Source organism: Janthinobacterium aquaticum, from assembly GCF_009208565.1.
Taxonomy (GTDB): Bacteria; Pseudomonadota; Gammaproteobacteria; order Burkholderiales; family Burkholderiaceae_D; genus Janthinobacterium.
The window spans coordinates 220,492-239,870 of the sequence record NZ_WFLK01000001.1 but is presented as its reverse complement, the minus strand read 5'-3'; the positions used below and the strand labels follow the sequence as shown (position 1 = coordinate 239,870).

Genomic DNA, 19,379 nt, shown 5'->3' with positions numbered 1-19,379 from the left:
CTGCGGGCAGCTGTGTAACCGGTACGGCAACGCTGAACGTTGCGCTGCCGTACCGGGAGGTCAGTCAGGGCAGTGTCATGCGCTGTGTTGCGCTTCGGCGCCAAGCGACGCCGCCAGATCCAGTACTTCAAGCCCTGCCATGTCTTGCGCGAGATTGCCTACCGAGGCGGCGCGGCTGGCGCTGGCGTCCCTGAGCCAGCGTGCCACCGCCTGCCGTACGGCATCGATGGTGCAGGCCAGTACGCCTGAGCGATATTGCTGGCGCGCGGCTGTGCCGATGCCGCGCTGGTGCAGCGACCAGGCCGCCAGTACCGCACCAAACGGCGCGGCCGGATGGTCGAGCTTCTTGATGGTCGACACGATCGCCTCTTCCAGCTGTTCCTGCGTGAACGGACGGTCGAGCATGCGCTCGACTGCTTCGGCAAAATCGGCGTAGGTTGCGGCCAGGCGCGGATCACGGTAGGACTGCATCGTGAAGGTGCCGGCGCCTTCTGCGTAGCTGGCGCTGCCGCCGTAGGCGCCGCCGCGTTCGCGCAGCGCCTGGTGCAGGAACTGATGCTGGAACAGTTCGGCCGCCACCGCCAGTGCCGGTGCGTCCGCATGTTGCATGTCCGGCGCTTTCCAGGCGATATGGCAATGGTTGACCTGGCTGGGCGCATACAGCGCCAGGGCTGCCCGCTTGCCGCTGATGGTGCGGTGGCGCGCAGGCGCATCCTGGGCTGGCGCCATGTTGAACAGCGCAGCCAGGGCCTGTGCATCGTCACCGGAGCCCGCCAGCAGCACGGTAGCGGGGCACTGCACCAGGCTTTCATGCAGGCTTGCCAGGCGATCAATCACCGCCTGATACCCTTCTTCGGTCGCCATTTTCGCTTGCAGGTGCGCCAGGAAAGTGCTGTAGGCGGCGCCTTCGCTGGCATCTTCGAACGCGCGCAGCGGCGACAGGGGCGCGCTGGCAGCCAGGTGGGCCTGTCGGTCGCCTTCCTGCGCCAGGCTGTTGCGACGCTGGCGCAGCATGAGTTCGACCAGGAAGCGGATACGGGCCTGCTCATCAAAGCGTGGCTGCCCGACATACGTGTCAAGCACTGCGGCGATCTGCGCATGGTCTTCGCGCAGCGCGCTGGCATAAAAATTCATCGACAGGCGCAGCGCACCTGCGCTGTCGAGCAGCGGCTGCACGCCGATGTCAAATTGTGCGACCTGGCTGCGGCGCCAGGCCCCGGCCTGCTCGAAGCGCATGTCTGTCACGCCCAGGCCGTCGCGCAGGCTGGCGTAAAGCCTGAGCCACGGCCAGTTATGTTCGCCCAGTGCGCTGATGTCAAACTGCATGCGCGCCGAAGAAATGCCGTTCGAGGCAATGCTGAACACATATTTGCCGTCCCGTGCCTCAGGTACTGCCGGCAGCGCCTTGGGCTGGCGATCCAGGTCGGCAGGGCGGATGCGTGGCAGTAGCGAGGCGTCTGCCGGTGCGCGCTGGAGTTCTTCAAGTGCACGGTTGTCGGCGCCTATGCGCTCGAACTGCGCCGGCGTCATGCCAGCCTGTATCGTGGCCAGGCGTTGTTCTTCGGCGGCGGCGCGGTCCTTGAAGTAATCGGGGTCGGGCAGCACGTGCGCATCGAGCCGCGCCGGGTTGTCCAGCAACGCGCGCACCAGGCCCTGGAAAAAGCCGGGCCTGGCGATGTCGCGGCGCAGTTGGGCGAGGATGGCGGCGCTGTCGAATGCGTCGATGGCGTCGCCGTCGCGCAGTACCGCAGGCACGGCATTGAGCATGCGCGACAGAATATTGGGCATGCGTCCGCCCGATGTGTCGCGCTGCTGGTAGACGATGTCGCGCAGCGCTGCCTGCAGCGCCGCTTCCGGCACGCCCGTCTGCGCTACCGCTTCCAGCGTCTGCTGCAACAGCGCGCGCGCGTCGTCGAGCTGCTCGCGCGTCAATCCTTCCATGCCGACATGGAACAGGATCTGGCGCGCATTGGCGTCCATGCCGATAATGCGGGCAGGGCGGCCGTAGCCGGCCGATTCGAGCGCCTTGCGCAGCGGCGCCGCAGCGTCACCGAGCAGGCCCGCCTGCAGCAGGTGGGCGTGGTGCAGCGCGGTCAGGTCGGCCGATTCACCCAGGACCCAGGCGCTTTGCACGCCATGTTCGCTGGCGCTGTCTGCCTGGGCCGGCACGCCGATGGTGTGCTGGCGTGGCGCGGCCACGGTGGCCAGTTGCGGCAGGCGCCGCGGCGCGTTGCCGGGCAGTTGCGCCAGCACGCGTTCGGCGATGCGCTGCTGCACTTGCGCCGCAGGCATGGCGCCAGCCGTCATGAACAGCGCTTGCGACGGGTGGTAGTGGCTGGCATGGAAATCTTTGAGCGCCTGGTAGTCGAGCGCAGGAATATCGAGCGGATCGCCGCCCGACACCACCGCATAGGTCGTTCCTGCCAGCAGCTGAGCGGTGATGCCGTTGTAGAGCGCCTGCAAGGGGTTGGTAAAGGCGCCTTTCATTTCGTTCAGCACCACGCCCTGGTAGCGCAACTTGCCGTCTTCGAGCGTGTAGCGCCAGCCTTCCTGCAGAAAATTGAGGTAGTCGAGCGTCGGGAAGAAGGTCGCGTCCAGGTAGACGTCGAGCAGGTTGAAAAAATCGTTGCGATCCGTGGTGGCAAACGGATAGACGGTACGGTCGGCGTAGGTCATCGCGTTCATGAAGCTGGCCGTCGAGCGCCGCATCATCGAAAAGAAGGGATTGCGCACCGGGTAGCGCTGCGAGCCCGATAGCGCCAGGTGCTCGAGGATATGGGCCCGGCCGTCGCTGTTGTGCGGGACCGTCGGGAACGCCACCAGGAAGGCCAGGTCGGCCTGGTCGGTGAGCAGGTGGATATGGCGCGCGCCCGACAACGGCTCGACATATTCCTCGACGGTCGTGCGCAGCTCGGCGATGTCGTGGCTGCGAAGTTTTTCGAATAGTGTCATGGCAATAGGCAGTAAAAGGCGGACGCGCCGCCAGGGTGAGGCATCAAGCCTGTTTGAGCTGCTCGATCAGGACGTCGGCCGCGCGGCGGTTGGCGCTGATGATGGCGTCGCGGTCGATCCGGTTCTTCCAGACGATCTTGTCGTGGACGTCCGGGTGGTGCTCGGCCAGCAGGGAAAAGACGGTAATGCCCTGTTCCTGCAGCTCCGGCTTGCTGGCAAGATGGGTATCCCACATCAACTTGAGGTGGGTGCGGATATTGGTGTCGTCTTCCTTGGTATAGCCTGATTCGACGTCGGCCTTGCTGATGGCCGCCTTGCTGTAGACGCGCAAGGTGTCGTAGACCACGGCCTTCGAGGTGGACGGGTCCCACGCTGCCGTTTCGACGCACACGGCCAGGCTTTGCAGCAGTTCGCTGTCGAGGCCATCGGTCACGCCGGTTGCGCTGCGGCGTGCGGCGCGCCAGTCGGCTGGAACCGGGCGCTGGCCTGCCATCACCTGCTGCTGCAGCGATTGCACCTGCTGCAATACGGCGTCGAGTTCGGCCGGCACATCGGTCGACTGGCCGACAAAGGCGCGCGCATCGGCCAGCACGCTCAGGATCACGGCGCTGGCAGCGGGCGAAACGTCGGCGCCCGGGCGGATGGCGTTGAGCAGACGGATGCCGAAATCAAGTGCGTCATCGATGGTCTGCTGCTGGGCCGCAATGCCGTCGGCGGTCGTTGCCAGCCACTGCGGCAGGCCAAGATCGTTTTCCCATTTGACCAGGTCTTCGCTTTCGAGCAGGCAGCCGATCAGGCTGCCTTTTTCGCCATTCCAGGCCAGTGGGCCCGGCGCCAGGCGTTTCTGTTCGGCTTGTTTGCGCAATTGCGCGATGCAGTCATCGCGTACGGTGGGGTTCGAGTGGTAGGCTTGCATTTCATGCCTCCAGCTGGTCGTCGAGCAGGGCCGCCAGGCGGGTCTTCGATTGCGCGCCGAGCAGGCGGGCACGCTCCTCGCCGTCGGCGAACAGCAGCAGAGTCGGCAGGCCGCGCACGGCCATCTCTTCCATGGCCTTCCGGTTTTCATCGGCGTTGATCTTGACCACGCGCACTTCCGGATAGTCGTCGGCGATGTCGGCCAGGATAGGCGCCAGTGCCTTGCACGGGCCGCACCATTCAGCCCAGAAGTCGACCAGTACCACTCCCTTGTGCTGTTTCACATCGACGTCGAAAGTGGCGTCGGTGGCGTTGACGATGTTAGAGCTCATTCGGTATTCCTATCATTAAAAAGTTTGATGCGGCCAGCGTACCAGCACAGCGGGTGCGCGTGACCGGACTGAATTGCAGACATCTGTCAGGCTGAATGGCCTGTTTTATCAGTACAGATATCAAGCCGGTAAATCAGGTTGGTCAAGGCGGGCTGTCGGTGGGGTGGCGGCAGCCACCTGCAGCTCGTGGTCGTGGAAGCGAACCAGTTCGGCGCGGTGCGCAACGCTGACGATTGCAGCATTGGGCAGTGCGCGCAGCAGTTCGGTGTACATCTGATGCTCGAGCGCCGGATCGAGGGCGCTGGTGGCCTCGTCGAGGAACACGAAGTCGGGCGCCTGCAGCAATACGCGCGCAAACGCGACGCGCTGCTGCTCCCCGCCGGACAGCTGCTGGCGCCAGTTGTCATGCGCATGCAGGCTGGTAATGCGCTGGTCGAGGTGGCAGGCGGCAAGCACGCGGCGGCAGGCTTCGTCGTCATACGCCTCGGCAGGGTAGGGATAGCACAGCGCCTCCTTGAAAGGCCCGGTAGGCAGATAGCTGCGCTGCGGCACGAACATCATGTGCACACCGTGCGGACGCAGCACCTCGCCGTTGCCATGCGGCCACAAGCCTGCCAGCACGCGCAGCAGGGTGCTCTTGCCGACGCCGGACGGACCGCGCACGATCCAGCGCTCGCCCTGACTGATGCGCAGCGGCTGGACCTGGGTGAGCGGGCTGCCCAGCGGATCGCGCAGCTCGAGCAGGCTGGTCGTCAGGGCCGTATCGCTGCTGTCGGCCAGGCGAAAGCCGCTCTGTCGCACGCGTGCCTTGTTGATATTCCACTGCAAGTCGCGCAGTCGATTGGCAATCGCGATCCAGTTCGCAAACGACTGGTAGGCCTGGCTGAAAAAGTTCAGCGAACCGCTGAGCATGGCGTAGGCGCCGGTAATGCGCGTCACGCCGCCCATGGTGATCTGCCCGGTCAGGTAAAGTGGCAGTGCAGCGAGCACCGGCAGGCCGGTAAAGAAGTGGGAATAGCCGGTCGACGTCAGCATCACCTTGGCGCGCCGGATAATGAGCGAAACGGTGTTTTCGCGCACCTTCCTGAACAGCCGGGTCAGGCGGCCATCTTCGGTGGGCGCGCCGCAGTAGAAGGCAATCTGCTCGGCGTTCTCGCGCACCTGCATGGCGCCGTAGCGATAGTCCGCTTCCACGGTCTGGCGCTCCATGTTCAGGCCCACCAGTCGCTTGCCCACCCAGTGCATCAGCAGCAGGCTGCCGATGTTGTAGGCGTAGGCCACGTAGACCATCATGCCGTGCAGGTTCCAGGTGCTACCGGCGAGCGTAAACGTGACCACGCCCGACAGGCTCCACAGCAGGGCTGTGTAGGTCACCAGGTTGACCGTCACGTTGAGCAGGTTGAACGTCAGGTTGAGCGTATCGTTGGTAAACAGCCTGACGTCTTCGGAGATGCGCTGGTCGGCATTGCTGAGCGTGCCCTCGCGTTCCATGTCGTAAAACACGTTCGCTTCCAGCCATTCGCGCTGCAGTTTTTCGGTCAGCCAGGTGCGCCAGCGCAGGTCCAGAAATTCCTGGACCGCCACGTTGATTACCGACAGCGCACCGATCGACAGCCCGGCCACGACGCTGGCCACCAGCACCGGCCAGATGATGTCCCACTTCATCGTCAGCAGCGAGTCAGTTACCTCCCCGGTCAGCTTGTTGGCCCAGATATGCAGCCTGACGGCGCCGAACATGTTGAACAGGATGACCGCCACCATCAGATAGACTTTCCAGTCCCTCAGCTGGCGCCAGTAGGAAAATACCAGCGCCGACAGGCGCGGGCGTAGCGGGTCTTGCAGCGTCGTATGCGTCATCGTCTGGTCCGGGTATGCCTATTTGAAGCTGTACTTGGCTGTGAGGACGTAGGAGCGTCCCGGCAACAGCGGCACGTAGCTGTTGCTGACGGTCGTGTCATACAGGGTACGGTCAAGTATATTCTTCACGCCGAACGTCAGGTCCCAGCGCGGCATCGAGTAGTACACGCTGGCGTCGAGCCTGGCACCGCCCGGCACATTGAACTGATAGGTCGGATTGATGTTGCCCAGGCTGCCGCTGTTGGCCGTGATGCCCGCTCCGACTCCCCAGCCTTTCCAGTTCGCTGACTGGGCCTTGTAGACCGTCCACAGGCTCATTTTGTGTTTCTCGATGCCGGTAAATACCGTGGTCGCCACGACGGGATCGGCCACCTGGCTGTAGGTGTAGTTGAAGATCAGATCCAGGCCGGCCATCAGGCGGCCCTGGGCGTCGATTTCCGCACCACGGCTGCGCTGGGCATCGCGGGTGTTGTAGCAGTTGTTGATGCGGTCATAGACACGCGTGTTCGACTGCTGCAGCGAAAACAAGCTGGTGGTCAGGGTAAAGCGGCTGTCGAGCAGATCGAACTTGGCGCCCAGTTCACGGTTGCGGGTGATATTGGGCGGCACGGTACCCAGGGTGCACGAGCGGTCGGTAAAAGGAATATAACCCTCGGCATAGCTGGCGTACAGCGCGGTGTTGTCGTTGAGCTGGTAGACGATGCCCGCACCGGGGATGGTGTGGTAAAGCGTGGTCGATGGCGTCGATACGTGCACGTCCGGCTTGCCGAAATAGGTCGCCTGGCTTTCGGCAACGACGTAGCGGTTGCGGCGCAAGTTCAGCAGCACATTCCACTTGTCATAGGAAAGCATTTCCTGCACATACACGGCGCGCTGGCGCTGCCCGTTATAGCTCTGGTTGCTCGGCGTCGTGGAGCGGTCGCGCAAATCATCGAAGGTGTACGGCGTGGAAGAGTAGACCGGTACATTGACGTAGGTTTCGGTAGTCTGGTAAGAATCGAGTCCATAGTTCGAATGGCTGAAGCCGGTCGAGAGCTTGTGGCGCACTTCTCCGGTCGCAAAATTGAAACGCAGGTAATGGTCGCCGCTCAGTGTCTGGTCCTGGCTCATCGTGCGTGAAGCACTGAACGAGATGTCGGGCTGCGGTGAATCTGGCGCGGCGCCGCGCGCATAAGTAAAGCCATTGGCAGACGGTACATGCAGGTCGAAGTCTTGCGTCGTTTTTTGCAGCCGGCTGACCAAAGTCACATTTTTTGCAAGCGCCTGTTCAAGCTGGTAGTTGTAGCGGCGCACGGTCACGTCGAAGCCGTCATGGCGGTTGGCGAGCAGGCGATCCGGTTTTGGCATGATCTTGCCGTTGCGCAGCGCGAAGGTGTAGGGCAGCACCGGGTTGAGGTCTTTGGTGTAGTCTGCGCTGACGATAAAGTCGGTGCTGGCGTCTTTCCAGCGGAAAGACTGTGTCAGGCCCTTGCTGTTCTTGCCGTCGGTACCACTGTCGCTGCCTGTGGCATCCTGCAAGCTGACGATGGTGCGGTAGCTCAGGCGCTTGTCGTCGCTGATCGCGCCGGACAGATCGACCGCTGCCGTCTTGTCATTATGTGTGCCGTACTGCAGGTACAGGTCTCGGATGTCGTCGGCTTGGGGTTTCTTGACCACGATATTGACGGCGCCGCCCAGCGCACCGCCGCCAGCCAGGATCGCCTGCGGGCCCTTGAGTACTTCAACGCGCTCGACCGAGAACACGCTGCGCGAGGTGGCGCTGCTGTCAGGCACGCCATTGGTATTGCTCGATGCATTGAAGCCGCGGATGTTGAAAGTGGTCATGCGCTGCGGCGTCTGGCTGAACGCCATGCCGCTGACATTGCGCAGCGCCTCGACCAGGTTGGTTGCCTGCTGCGATTCGAGCACCTTGCCGGTGAGCAGTGTGACGGCGCCCGGCACCAGGTGCAGGCTGGTGCCGCCGCGCGTGGCCGTATCGGAACGGTCGGCTTTGAATTCGCTCTCTGCCTGGTCACGCTTTGCCACCACCGTGACCACCGGCGCCGGCGTGACCACCAGGGAGCCGACGTGGTCTTCGTTCAGCAGGTAGTTGGTGCCGGCCAGCGCCTGGCTGATGGCTGTGCCGGCACTGAAATTGCCAAGCACCTTGTTGGCGCGCCCATCTTGCAACGCTGCGCGGTCAAAGGAGATGTGGCGTCCACTGATGGCCTCGATCGCCTCCAGCGTCTGTACCAGCGAGCCCGGTTTCAGGTCGTAATAGTGCACGGAAACCGGCGCTCCCGATGCCCCCGCCTGCTGGGCCATCGCCATGGGTGATATCACACCGAAGGTAAGGATGCCGGCCAGCGCGTTCTGAATAATCGACCTGCGCGGGGTGTAACGTGAATCGTTGCGATACATGATGGACGCCCTTGTTTTTGGAAGTTGAAACCGTAATATAATTAAATGCTTTTTGTCATGCCAGTGTCATAACAGTACGCCTCACAGCCATATTTTCCATTTCGTACTGAAGAAAATTTCAGTACACAATTCACTTCCCTCTCGCCCAGGAGCCAAGACATGCCGCGTGGACGTCCCAGCCATCGACCAACTGTTGCATTTGACAACACCGTGCGCCAGCAAAGGGAAGAGGGCGAGGGCCGTGTCTCGCTGGTGGACCGGCTGTTTGACCGGGTGGTGCTGGAAATCCAGGCCGGCCGGCTGGCGCCGGGGCAGCGTTTGCATTCGGTGCGCCAGCTGGCTGATGAGTGCGAGGTCAGCCGCGACACCGTGGCGCGTGCCTACGACAAGCTGGTGGCGCACGGACACATCGAGTCGCGCCCGGGCTCGGGGTTTTACCTCAGGCAGAAGCAGCGCCAGTCCTGGTCCGGCACCGACAACGGCAAGCATCAGCTGCTGCCAGACTGGTGGCGCTTTCGCCTGGTGCAACCGGCGGCAGATTTGAAGAGCACCACGGGCCTGGGCTTGCTGCCGGCCGACTGGCTCGATGAAACCGGGCTGGGTAAAGCCATGCGTGCCGTGGCGCGTGCCAGTGCCCGCAACCTGTCCGGTTTTGGCAGTCCGCTCGGCTACCTGCCGTTGCGCCAGCAATTGCAGGCCAAACTGCGCGAAGTGCAGGTCGAAGCTCCCGTATCGCGCATCATGGTAACCGCCGGCGCCACCCAGGCGCTGCATCTGGTGATCATGGCCAATTTGCGCACGGCGGGAGAGCCGGTGCTGCTGGAAGAACCGTGTTCGTTCATGCTGCGCGACCGCCTGATGGCAGTCGGGCTCAATCTGCTCAATGTACCGCGCGACGAAGATGGGCCCAACCTGGAAAAACTGCGCGAACACTGCATTGCGCACCGTCCGCGTTTCTTCTTTTGCAGTTCCGTTTTGCATAATCCGACGTCGAGCCATATCTCGCCGCACAAGGCGTATCAGATACTGCGACTGGCCGATGAATTCAACCTGACGATCGTGGAAGACGATACCTACAGCGACCTCATGCCTGTCGGCAAAACTGCTCCCGTTACCCGGCTTGCCAGCCTGGATCAGCTCGAGCGCGTCGTCTATATCGGCAGCTTCTCCAAAACGGTTGCTCCCGGCCTGCGCCTGGGCTATATCTGCGCCAGCCAGCAGATTATGGACTGGCTGCTCGTCTATCGCACGGTCTGCGAAATATCGGGTTCGGCCATCAACGAGCGCGTACTGTACCAACTGCTTTCGCACGGAGGCTACCGCCATCACTGCGCGCAGCTGCGTAGCCGGCTCGACGAATGCCGCCAGCCGGTGATCCAGCAGCTCACCGACATCGGTTGCAGCATCGATCACCAGCCTTCCGAAGGGATGTATCTGTGGGTCACGCTGCCCGACAAGATGAAATCGCTGGCGCTGGCCGACGAACTGCTCAAAAGCGGACATCTGACTGCGCCAGGTCCGCTGTTTTCAAGCGACGCCTTGCATGTATCGCGGATGCGCTTCAATATCAGCCGCACCTTGGGCAGCCCTTTGATCGCCGATCTGTCGCGCCTGCTCAAGGCGCGCACCAGCGCCGGCTGACGCCGGCGATGCGCGGCGGCCGTAGATGAAAGCAAATTTGTCTGTAAATTTTTGATGTTCTGCCCTTTGCGAGCACGTTTTGCAGACAGACTTCTCATCCCCTGGCCTCTCCGGTCAGATCAATCGGCACAAACGAACATCCTCCTCAACCGGCGTACTGAAATTAAATTCATGATTAAAACAGTTTTGCTTGCTGGTTTTGCCCCTTTTAATGGCGAGTCGCTTAATCCCGCATGGGAGGCAGTGGCGATGTTGCAAGGGTACGCTGACGCGACGTTTCGGGTGGAATCTCGCCAACTGCCGTGTGCGTTCGGGAGCGCACGGCAGATACTGAGCGATTTCGTTAAAGAGCTTTCTCCGGCGCTGGTTGTTGTTGTCGGACAGGCAGGGGGGCGACCGGATATAACGATTGAACGCGTCGCGATCAATGTCGATGACGCGCCGATCAAGGACAACGCAGGCCAACAGCCTATTGACCAGGTGATCGCCGAGGATGGACCTGCTGCATACTTCGCCACTCTTCCTCTCAAGTCCATCGTCTGTGCGCTCAGAGAACTCGGAATTCCTGCCTCGGTTTCGCAATCGGCCGGTACGTTTGTTTGCAACCATGTTTTTTACGGTTTGATGCATTTTCTGGCGACCCAAATGCCCAACTCGCGCATTGGCGCAGGTTTTATTCACATCCCATATCTGCCAGCGCAAGCCGCGAACCGCCCTGGCGCACCGAGTATGGCGCTCGACACAGTTGTCATGGGCCTGCAATGCGCTATCCAGGTTGCGCTTTCCACCAGCGAGGATCGCAAGGAAGCGGGCGGAACGACGCACTGACTTGACATTGTGCGTAACCGTGGACGGCTGATTCGAGACGTACCCTGACCCATGTCCTTATACACAACTCAGCGTTAGCCATCCCTGCCAGTCAGCATGCGCAAAAAGAGAATCGAACACAGCAGCTGCATTACAGGAGACTGTCGATTGTCGACATCGGAGTATTGCATTGCAATACGAGGCTGCTTTACGCGGCATTTAAAAATGCGGTAAAAAATTACGGCAGAGAATTTTGCGGAACTGAGCTTGTTTTGCGGAACTAGAAAAATGCGAAATGATAGTGTGTACTATCTCTGTGGTTCGCATGTGCGCTGGTGCCCGGAGCCGGAATCGAACCGGCACGCCCTTACAGGCGGGAGATTTTAAGTCTCCAGTGTCTACCAGTTTCACCATCCGGGCAGCGCGGCGAGATTCTAGCACAAATAGTGCCTCTTACACCATGAGTCATGGCAGAGGCTGTCTCAATCGGTCACGGTCGACGGTATATTTCATTGCACGTTCGGCATGTAAAGTTTCATCTCGGAACTATCGTGATACACTGCGCATACGAACTCCATGCTGGTTCGTGGCCATCGTCATGCCGCTTGCAGGCCCCTTCGACGCTGGCTTTTTCCTGTCATATCGATTGGGAAATGTTTATCTCATCGTCAGCCAGGAATCAATGTCATGCCCACCATGAAGAAATCGCCGTCCTTGTTACACTTGTGCCTCGGTGCAAGCCTGGCGTTTGCCGTGGACGGTGCCAACGCACAGGAGGCGCCATTGCCAGCCTGGACTTTTGGCGGTTTTGGTACGGCCGGGCTCGTGCATTCGAGCGAGCGCCAGGCCGATTTCAGCGCCAATGTGATCAACCCTGGTGGCGCCGGCAAGACGGATCGCTGGAGTCCGTCGGTCGACAGCCGCCTCGGCGCGCAGCTTGCGGTCGACGTCACGCCGCAGTGGTCGGCGGTACTGCAGATGGTCGCCGAGCGTAACTTGCAGGACTCCTGGCGGCCGGTGGTGGAGTGGGCCAATGTCAAATATCAGGCGACACCAGAGCTGAGCCTTCGGCTGGGCCGGATTGTCCTGCCGATTTACCTCGCCGGCGATTACCGCAAGGCCGGCTACGCGCTGGAATGGGTGCGTCCGCCAGCCGAGGTGTACGGCTCGCTGCCGGTTGCCAATAGCGACGGTATCGACGCCAGCTACCGCTGGCAGGCAGGCGCGGCCAACAACCTGACCCAGGTGCTGTATGGCCGCACCAGTGTCAAGACCGATGACACTGGCAAGCGGGCCAGGGGGCGCCAGCTGGTCGGCCTGTCCAATACCACCACCTATGGCGGCTTTACGGTACGCGCCAGTGTGCTGACGGCGGAACTGACGGTCGATCTGGCGCGCCCCCTGTTCGACGCTTTCCGGCAGTATGGGCCGCAGGGCGCGCAGATTGCTGATCGCTATGATGCCGATCACAAGCGCGTGGCAATTGCCAACGTCGGCGTCAGCTACGATACCGGTGACTGGTTTGTGCAGGCCGAAGGCAGCCGCATGAACGCGCGCTCGTTCCTTGGCGACAAGACGAGCATGTATGTTGGCGGCGGCTATCGCTTTGGCGCCTGGACCCCGTACGCCACCTTTGCCAGGGTGAAAGCCAATATCCCTTTGCAGGACGCTGGTCTCGCCAGCGGCGCGCCGGGCGCCAGCTATCTCGACGGGCAATTGAACCGGCTGCTGCAAACAATTGCTGCGCAGCACAGTATCAGCACCGGTGTGCGCTGGGATTTCCAGCCGGACCGTGCGCTGAAACTGCAGTACGACCGCCTGCGTCCCACGGGCGGCTCTTCCGGCACCTTGATCAATGTGCAGCCGGGTTTTCGTTCCGGTCATCCCGTGCACGTCGTGAGCATCGCGCTCGACTTTGTGTTCTAGGATGGCCGCCATGCTGAGAAAAACGCTGTCAAGTTTGTTGCTGACGCTGGCCTGCTTCCAGGCGAGCGGAGCGCTGGGCGCCGAGATGGTCGTCATCGTTTCGGCGCGCAATGCGACTGAAGTCTTGCGCGCCGACCAGGTCGCAGACATCTTTCTGGGCCAGAGCGCGCGTTTTCCCGATGGCGCTCTGGCGGCCGCCGTCGACCAGCCGATCGGTGCGCCGCAGCGTGATGTGTTTTACCTGAAAGTGGCGGCCAAGTCGCCGGCGCTGCTGAAAGCATACTGGACCAAGATGATTTTCACCGGGCGCGGCCAGCCACCGAGGGAAGAGCCTGACAGCGTCAGCGTCCGCAGGCTGGTGGCCGACAATCCCGGTTTGATCGGCTATATCGACCGCGCTGCGCTCGATGCCAGTGTCAAGCCTGTGCTGGTGGTGCGCTGATGCCTTTCCAGTACCCGACGCCGGATCCGGCCGCGCCACGTGCGCCCACCAGCCGCATCGGCAAATTGCTGCGCCTCAGCACCGACACCCATTTTTCGCTGCCGCTGTTCGTGCTGCTGCTGCTCGTCGCGATATGGGGCAGCACCTTGCGCATTATCGGCGCCGAGCAGGCAGGCGCCCAGAGCGCGATGCGCGACTCGGTGCGCGAACTGATGGATACCTACGAGGCCCAGGTGGCGCGCAATATCGGCGACATCGACCAGACCCTGAAAGTGGTGGCGTACGCCGTCAGCCTCAAGGGCGCCGACGGCGCGCTGCCCGAACTGAAACGCCAGGATCTTCTGCCACCCGCCATGATTTTTACGGTGGTGATCGCCGACCGTAGCGGACGTGTGATTGCCAGCAGTCCCGCTACGCCACCGCGTTCGATTGCAGCCCAGGATTATTTCCAGCGCCATGCGGCGCGCCCCGGCGATATCACCAACGTCAGCGTGCCACTGCCCGACCGCCCCGGTGGCGCGGCGGTGCTCAATTTTACGCGGCGGCTGCAGGATGCCGCCGGTCATTTCGACGGCATCGTGATGGTGCAGGTAGACCCCGCCTATTTCACCAGTGGTTACGAGCGCACGCGCCAGGGCGAACATGGCTTGCTGGCCATTTATGGCGCTGATGGACAGGCGCGGGCCTTGCGCGTCGGTGCTCGTGACAGTCTGATCAGTGCCGCACCGTCGCTGGCCCGCCTGCGCGCGCAGCCGGCCTGGGATGGCGTCACGCGGGAAATGCTGATTCAGCCGTCCCTGGGCGGGCGCCTGAGCGTGGTGGTGGGCCTTGCGCGCAACGAGCAGATGGCGGAATTCATGCAGCACCGGCGAACCAATATGGTGCTCGCCGCAGCGGCCAGCGCTGTGCTGCTGCTGTTTGCCAGCCTGGCATGGATCTGGCTGTGGCAGCGCGCCAAGGCGCAGCGCCTGATGCGGCGCGCCCAGGCGACCTACGCCGCCGCCGCCGAGGCCAGTCTCGACGCCTTTTTCATGCTGCACAGCCTGCGTGACAAGCATGGCATAGTGATCGATTTCCGCGTGACCACTGCCAACAGCCGGGCCGTCACGATGACGGGCAGGAGCAAGCTGGAAATGCAGGGCGCGAGCGTGCTGGAGCTGCTGCCGCGCAGCCGTGAAAACGGCCTGTTCGACAAGCTCAGGCGCGTGGCCGACGAGCGCTCCGTCTACGAGGAAGAATGGGAGAACGATCGCGCCGAGGCGCCTGCACGGTGGCTGCATCTGCAGTTGGTTGGCGTGGAAGACGGTGTGGTGGCGATTGTTCGCGACATCAGCGACCGCAAGCAGGCCGAAGCGCGCATCCTGACCCTGGCCATGTACGACGGGCTGACGGGCTTGCCCAACCGCAGCCTGACCATGCAGCGCCTGGAAACGGCGGTAGAGCAGGCGCGTGAAGGCGGCAGCGCGCCGCTGGTATGCTTTATCGACTTGGACGGCTTCAAGCAGGTCAACGATGGCCTCGGCCACCAGGCCGGTGACGACTTGCTCAAGATCACGGCCGCGCGCATGCGCGACTGCGTGCGCCAGCACGATACGGTGGGGCGGCTCGGCGGCGACGAGTTCGTGCTGATCCTGCCATGGAGCAGCAACGAGTTGGCCGCCGCCCGCGCGCTGCTGGAACAAATCCTGGCTGCCGTCACGCAGCCACTGCTGCTGGCAGGCCAGGAAGTGCGGATCAGCTGCAGCATTGGCGTGGCCATGTATGCGCAGGAAAGCGACAGCGCCGACAAGCTGCTGGTCCACGCCGACGCTGCCATGTACCGTGCCAAATCGGCGGGCAAGAACAATGTCCAGTTTTTTGAAGAGGACCTGAGCGGCACTGGCGAGTCCCGGCCGGACCGGCCAGCGCCTCAGTCGTTCAGAACGTCGCCTTGAACTGCACGCCGTAAGTGCGCGGTTCGTTGACGATGCCAGTCAGGTTGTCAAAGTCGATCGCGCCCAGCGACTGGATCTGGTTGGTGATATTGCGTCCGTAGGCAGACAGCTCGTAGTTATCCCATTTGTAGCCCACGCGCAGGCCGCCTTCGAGCAGCTCCTTGGCCTTGTATTCCTTGGCCTCATACAGGAAGAAATTGTAGCTGGTGCGGTAGGCCCAGTCGGTATAGGCGTAGAACTCGCCGCTGGCGACCGGAATGCTGTACTTGAGCGTGAAGTTGCCTTGCCATTCGGGGGCGCGCGGCAGCGGGTTGCCGTCGATGTAGGCGGTGCCGCGGAAGGGGCCGAGCGGGTCGGTCACGGTGCAGCCGCTGGCCGGGTTGTTCAGGGCGTTGCCGCAGGTTTGCACGAACAGGCGCTTGTCTTCGATTTCGGTGTGGTTGTAGCTGCCGCCCAGGGTCATGCTGAGCGAGTCGCTGAGGTTGGCCTGGAAGTCGAGCTCCGCGCCACGGCCGGTGGCCTTGTCGGCGTTGATCAGCTGGTTCATGTTGATGGCGCCGCTGCCGGCAGTGAGCTGCTTGTCCTTCACGCGGTATTCAAATACGGCCAGGCTCAGGCGTGCGCGCTTGTCGAACAGGTCCTGCTTGATGCCGGCTTCGACCGACAGCGCTTTTTCCGCGCCGGCAAACGAAGGGCGGTCGGACAGGCCGTTCAGGCGACCCTGCATCGACGGCGCACGGTAGCCGGTGGCAATGCGGGCGTAGGCGTTGGTTGACGGCGTCAGCACATAGGTGCCGCTGAGGTCCCAGCTGACGTTGTGCGAAGTGTCGTTGAGGTAAAAAGGGCCGGCAGTAGTCGCTTCCACACGCTTGGCCGAAAAGTCCTTTTCGTCGCGCGTGTAGCGCAGGCCGGCACGCAGCTTGAGCGCGTCCGACACCGTGTAGTTGAGCGAGCCGAAGGCGGCGTAGGACTTCGCGCTTTGATTTTGCGTGGAATAGTTCGGGCTTTGCGGGTTGCCTGACGACAGGCTGTCAAAGGCAATACTGTCGATCTGGATGTCTTCCTTGAAGTAAAACAGGCCGGCGATCCATTGCAGTGGGCCGCGGGCAGACGACTCGGCGCGAAACTCCTGCGAGATCTGCTTGTGGTTCGGGATAACGTCGGCCGTTTCCACCACGAACGGAATAAAGCCGGGGCCCATCGGAGGCGCGTACACGGCGCCGTAGCCGCCGTCGACGTCGGCGCGGCTGAAGAAATCGAGTTTTTCGTAGCCGGTGATCGAGTGCAAAGTGACGTCCGGCAAATCCCATTTCAGGCGCATGCTGCCGCCCTTGGTTTTCAGATGCTGGCGGTTGATGCCGTCGGTGGGGTAGTTGTCGTAGTCAAAATTGTCGACCAGGTCGTTGGTGCCCTGTTTCAGGATATTGGCGCGAAACAGCGTTGCCGTGCCGTCGAGGTTGCGCGCGTGGACGTTGAACAGGGCGCTGAAGTCGCGCGTCGGCTTGACCAGTACTTGCAGGCGGGCGGCGCTGTCCTCGTAGCCTTCAAAGTCGCGCGTGCCGCTCGGGAGCGGATTGTGCACGCGGTCGTCGCGGCGCTGGGTCTGGCCGGAAAAGCGCAGTGCCACCGTGTCGCTGACTGGTACGTTGAACGCGCCTTCCAGGTTCTTCACGCCATCCTTGCCAAAGCCGCCGCTCAGGTAGCCTTCGGTCTTGAAGACGGGCTTGGCCGAATCGAACTTGATCACGCCCGCCGGCGAATTGCGGCCAAACAGCGTGCCCTGCGGGCCGCGCAGCACTTCCACCTGGTCAACGTCGAACACGGGAAAGCCCTTGAGCATCGGGTTTTCCATCACCACGTCATCCATCACCAGGCCGACCGGCTGCGAAGCATTGAGGTCGAAGTCGGTATTGCCCAGACCGCGAATATAGAAGCGCGGAAAGGTGCGCCCATAATCGGACTCGACCGATACGCTCGGCGAGCGGCTGTTGAGGAAGCGGATATCGGCGCCACCGGCAGTGAGCACATCGAGTTTCTCGCCTTTCAGCGTGGCGATCGACATCGGCACGTCCTTGATGTTTTCTGCACGGCGCTGCGCCGTGACGATCACGGTTTCAAGCTGGTTGGCGCTGGCCGGGGCGGCCGCGGTGTCGCTGACAACATCAGGGGCTGGCGCGGTGGTTTGCGCCATCGACTGCAGCGGGAAGGCGGCGACGACGGCCAGGGCGATCACGGTATGGCGTATCCGGCCTGCGTTCTGTGTTGTCATGAAACTGCTCCTCGGGTTGGATAAAGTGGCGAACCTGGGTGGCACAGCGGCTGGGCGCCAGGCAGGGGAGATTTGCTATTTAGCCATTTCCAGCAGTGAAATATTCATATGAATTTCCTCTCAATCGGTGAAGAAAATCGTATTTGTCGTTCACTTTTTCATGTTGCATAGTGAGGAGCGGCCGCCTCTGTCGCACAACCTGGAAATGAACGTTGGCGATCACCTACCGCCATTTTCGCCATTTTTCATGCCGAAAAAACAGCACTCGCCCCATGGAAAGCCGTCATGGCGACGTTGTTGCAAGACCACATACTTCTTCCTTGAAAGTGGCCTGCCACGACATTCTTCCTCTGCCGTTGCGGTCTTTGACAGAAATATCGGCGGCCGCTGCACTGGCCGTCAGCTTGGCGTAAAATGTAAATAATTTCACAGAAGAAATTTTTATTTCTGCCATGCTAATTTCTACTATCCCCACCGCCGTCGACGGCATCCAGCTGTCCGAACTGATCGCCGCCCTGAGCCAGGCGCTCGATATTACCGAAGGGCAGCCGGAAGGCCATTGCATCCGTTGCTGCTGGATCGGCATGCACGTGGGTCGCGAGCTTGGCATGGGGGAAGAAGAGCTGTGGGATCTGTATTACACGCTGCTGCTCAAGGATCTGGGCTGCAGCAGCAATGCGGCGCGCATCTGCGAGCTGTACATGACCGACGACCTGACGTTCAAGCAAGGCTTCAAGACGGTGGGCGACAGTCTGCCGCAGGTATTGAAGTTCGTGCTCAAGCATACTGGCCTGAAAGCCGGACTGGCCGAGCGCTTCCGCGCCGTCATGACCATCTTGCGTGACGGCCCGCAGATTGCGCAGGACCTGATTGCCACGCGCTGCCAGCGCGGCGCCGAGATTGCGCGCCTGCTGCGCTTTCCGGAAAGCGTGGCGACCGGCATCTACAGCCTCGATGAGCACTATAACGGCCAGGGCAAGCCGCACAAGCTGGCCGGCGAGGCCATTCCGCTGTTTGCGCGCATTGCCCTGATGGCGCAGGTGATCGATGTGTTTCATACCGCCGATGGTGCGCGGGCGGCTCGCGCCGAGGCGCGTCTGCGCGCCGGCACCTGGTTCGATCCGCAACTGGTGGCCGCGTTCGAGCGCGTGTCCGAATCGGGCGCTTTCTGGGCCATGCTGCGCTCGAGCGAGATCGATGCGGCGGTGGCGGCGCTCGAACCGATTCAGGGCAAAGTGCCGGTCGATGAAGACTATCTCGACGATATTGCCGTGGCGTTTGGCCAGGTGGTCGACTCGAAAAGCCCGTACACCAGTGGCCACAGCGAGCGCGTGGCGCTCTATACGGACATGATTGCCGAGGCGATGGGCGTGGCGCCCGAGCGGCGGCGCTGGCTCAAGCGCGGCGCCTTGCTGCATGACGTGGGCAAGCTCGGCGTCAGTAATAGCGTGCTCGACAAAGCCGGCAAGCTCGACACCGATGAATGGCAGGCGGTGCAGCTGCACGCCGCCTATACGGAAAAAATCCTGTCGCGTATCGACGCCTTTGCCGAACTGGCCGTGGTGGCGGCCGCGCATCATGAGCGGCTCGATGGCAAAGGCTATCCGCGGGGCATTTCAGCCGACGATATTTCGCTGGAAACGCGCATTATTACGACTGCCGATATTTTTGATGCCATTACCGCCGACCGTCCTTATCGGGGCCCGATTCCGATCCCCAAGGCGCTCGATATCATGGCCGAGACGGTCGGCACGGCCATTGATGCCCAGTGTTTCGAAGCCTTGAAGGCGGCGCTGGAAAAATTGCCGGAACTGGCCGCGGTCGGCGCGCCGGTGCAGCTCAGTTCGGCCACGGGCAGCCCGGCAGCGCCGGTCAAGACACTGGCTGCAGCGGCCTGACGGTCA

At 62.1% G+C, this 19,379-nt stretch carries 13 protein-coding genes and 1 tRNA gene; 6 read left to right on the top strand and 8 right to left on the bottom strand.

Annotated features, from left to right (window positions below; all coding sequences use genetic code 11):
* Window positions 1-75: 75 nt before the first annotated feature.
* The 5 genes from GCM43_RS01020 to GCM43_RS01000 form a co-directional block, all read right to left on the bottom strand.
* Window positions 76-2,952, bottom strand: a complete 2,877-nt coding sequence (locus GCM43_RS01020) for an insulinase family protein (RefSeq protein WP_152241651.1) — start codon at window positions 2,950-2,952, stop codon at window positions 76-78.
* 43 nt (window positions 2,953-2,995) lie between these two features.
* Window positions 2,996-3,868: a hypothetical protein gene (locus tag GCM43_RS01015; protein WP_152241650.1), complete on the bottom strand. Its 873-nt coding sequence runs from the start codon at window positions 3,866-3,868 to the stop codon at window positions 2,996-2,998.
* Between the two features lies 1 nt (window position 3,869).
* The gene (gene trxA / locus GCM43_RS01010; protein ID WP_152241649.1) at window positions 3,870-4,199 is read right to left on the bottom strand and encodes a thioredoxin; all 330 of its coding nucleotides are present in this window, start codon (window positions 4,197-4,199) and stop codon (window positions 3,870-3,872) included.
* A gap of 120 nt (window positions 4,200-4,319) precedes the next feature.
* On the bottom strand, window positions 4,320-6,056 hold the full coding sequence (locus GCM43_RS01005; protein WP_152241648.1) for an ABC transporter ATP-binding protein/permease: 1,737 nt from the start codon (window positions 6,054-6,056) through the stop codon (window positions 4,320-4,322).
* Between the two features lie 18 nt (window positions 6,057-6,074).
* Entirely contained in the window at window positions 6,075-8,456 is a 2,382-nt protein-coding gene (locus tag GCM43_RS01000; protein WP_152241647.1) for a TonB-dependent siderophore receptor, read from the bottom strand.
* Window positions 8,457-8,615: 159 nt separating this feature from the next.
* On the opposite strand from GCM43_RS01000, the gene GCM43_RS00995 reads away from it, so the two are divergent.
* Together GCM43_RS00995 and pcp are read left to right on the top strand one after the other, a co-directional pair.
* Window positions 8,616-10,097: an aminotransferase-like domain-containing protein gene (locus tag GCM43_RS00995; protein WP_152241646.1), complete on the top strand. Its 1,482-nt coding sequence runs from the start codon at window positions 8,616-8,618 to the stop codon at window positions 10,095-10,097.
* A 174-nt stretch (window positions 10,098-10,271) separates the two neighbouring features.
* Complete coding sequence (pcp, locus tag GCM43_RS00990) at window positions 10,272-10,925, top strand: pyroglutamyl-peptidase I (RefSeq protein WP_152242007.1); 654 nt, start codon at window positions 10,272-10,274, stop codon at window positions 10,923-10,925.
* Between the two features lie 312 nt (window positions 10,926-11,237).
* On the opposite strand, the gene GCM43_RS00985 is transcribed toward pcp, so the two are convergent.
* Window positions 11,238-11,324: transfer RNA gene (locus tag GCM43_RS00985), tRNA-Leu, on the bottom strand.
* 267 nt (window positions 11,325-11,591) lie between these two features.
* Between GCM43_RS00985 and GCM43_RS00980 the strand changes: the two genes are divergently transcribed.
* From GCM43_RS00980 to GCM43_RS00970, 3 genes are read left to right on the top strand one after another with little or no spacing between them, the layout of a single operon-like run.
* A complete protein-coding gene (locus GCM43_RS00980) occupies window positions 11,592-12,830 on the top strand; it encodes a porin (RefSeq protein WP_226929258.1) in 1,239 nt (412 codons plus the stop codon).
* A 10-nt stretch (window positions 12,831-12,840) separates the two neighbouring features.
* The gene (locus GCM43_RS00975; RefSeq protein ID WP_152241645.1) at window positions 12,841-13,272 is read left to right on the top strand and encodes a phosphate ABC transporter substrate-binding protein; all 432 of its coding nucleotides are present in this window, start codon (window positions 12,841-12,843) and stop codon (window positions 13,270-13,272) included.
* Complete coding sequence (locus GCM43_RS00970; RefSeq protein ID WP_152241644.1) at window positions 13,272-15,206, top strand: sensor domain-containing diguanylate cyclase; 1,935 nt, start codon at window positions 13,272-13,274, stop codon at window positions 15,204-15,206. Before GCM43_RS00975 ends, GCM43_RS00970 begins: the two co-directional genes overlap by 1 nt.
* On the opposite strand, the gene GCM43_RS00965 is transcribed toward GCM43_RS00970, so the two are convergent.
* Window positions 15,190-17,475, bottom strand: a complete 2,286-nt coding sequence (locus GCM43_RS00965) for a TonB-dependent receptor (RefSeq protein ID WP_152241643.1) — start codon at window positions 17,473-17,475, stop codon at window positions 15,190-15,192. The two genes, GCM43_RS00970 and GCM43_RS00965, sit on opposite strands and share 17 nt — an antisense overlap.
* Before the next feature lie 283 nt (window positions 17,476-17,758).
* Window positions 17,759-17,929: a hypothetical protein gene (locus tag GCM43_RS25710; protein WP_193315492.1), complete on the bottom strand. Its 171-nt coding sequence runs from the start codon at window positions 17,927-17,929 to the stop codon at window positions 17,759-17,761.
* Here GCM43_RS25710 and GCM43_RS00960 point away from each other — a divergent pair.
* Entirely contained in the window at window positions 17,928-19,373 is a 1,446-nt protein-coding gene (locus GCM43_RS00960) for an HD-GYP domain-containing protein (protein WP_152241642.1), read from the top strand. The two genes, GCM43_RS25710 and GCM43_RS00960, sit on opposite strands and share 2 nt — an antisense overlap.
* Window positions 19,374-19,379: the final 6 nt, after the last annotated feature.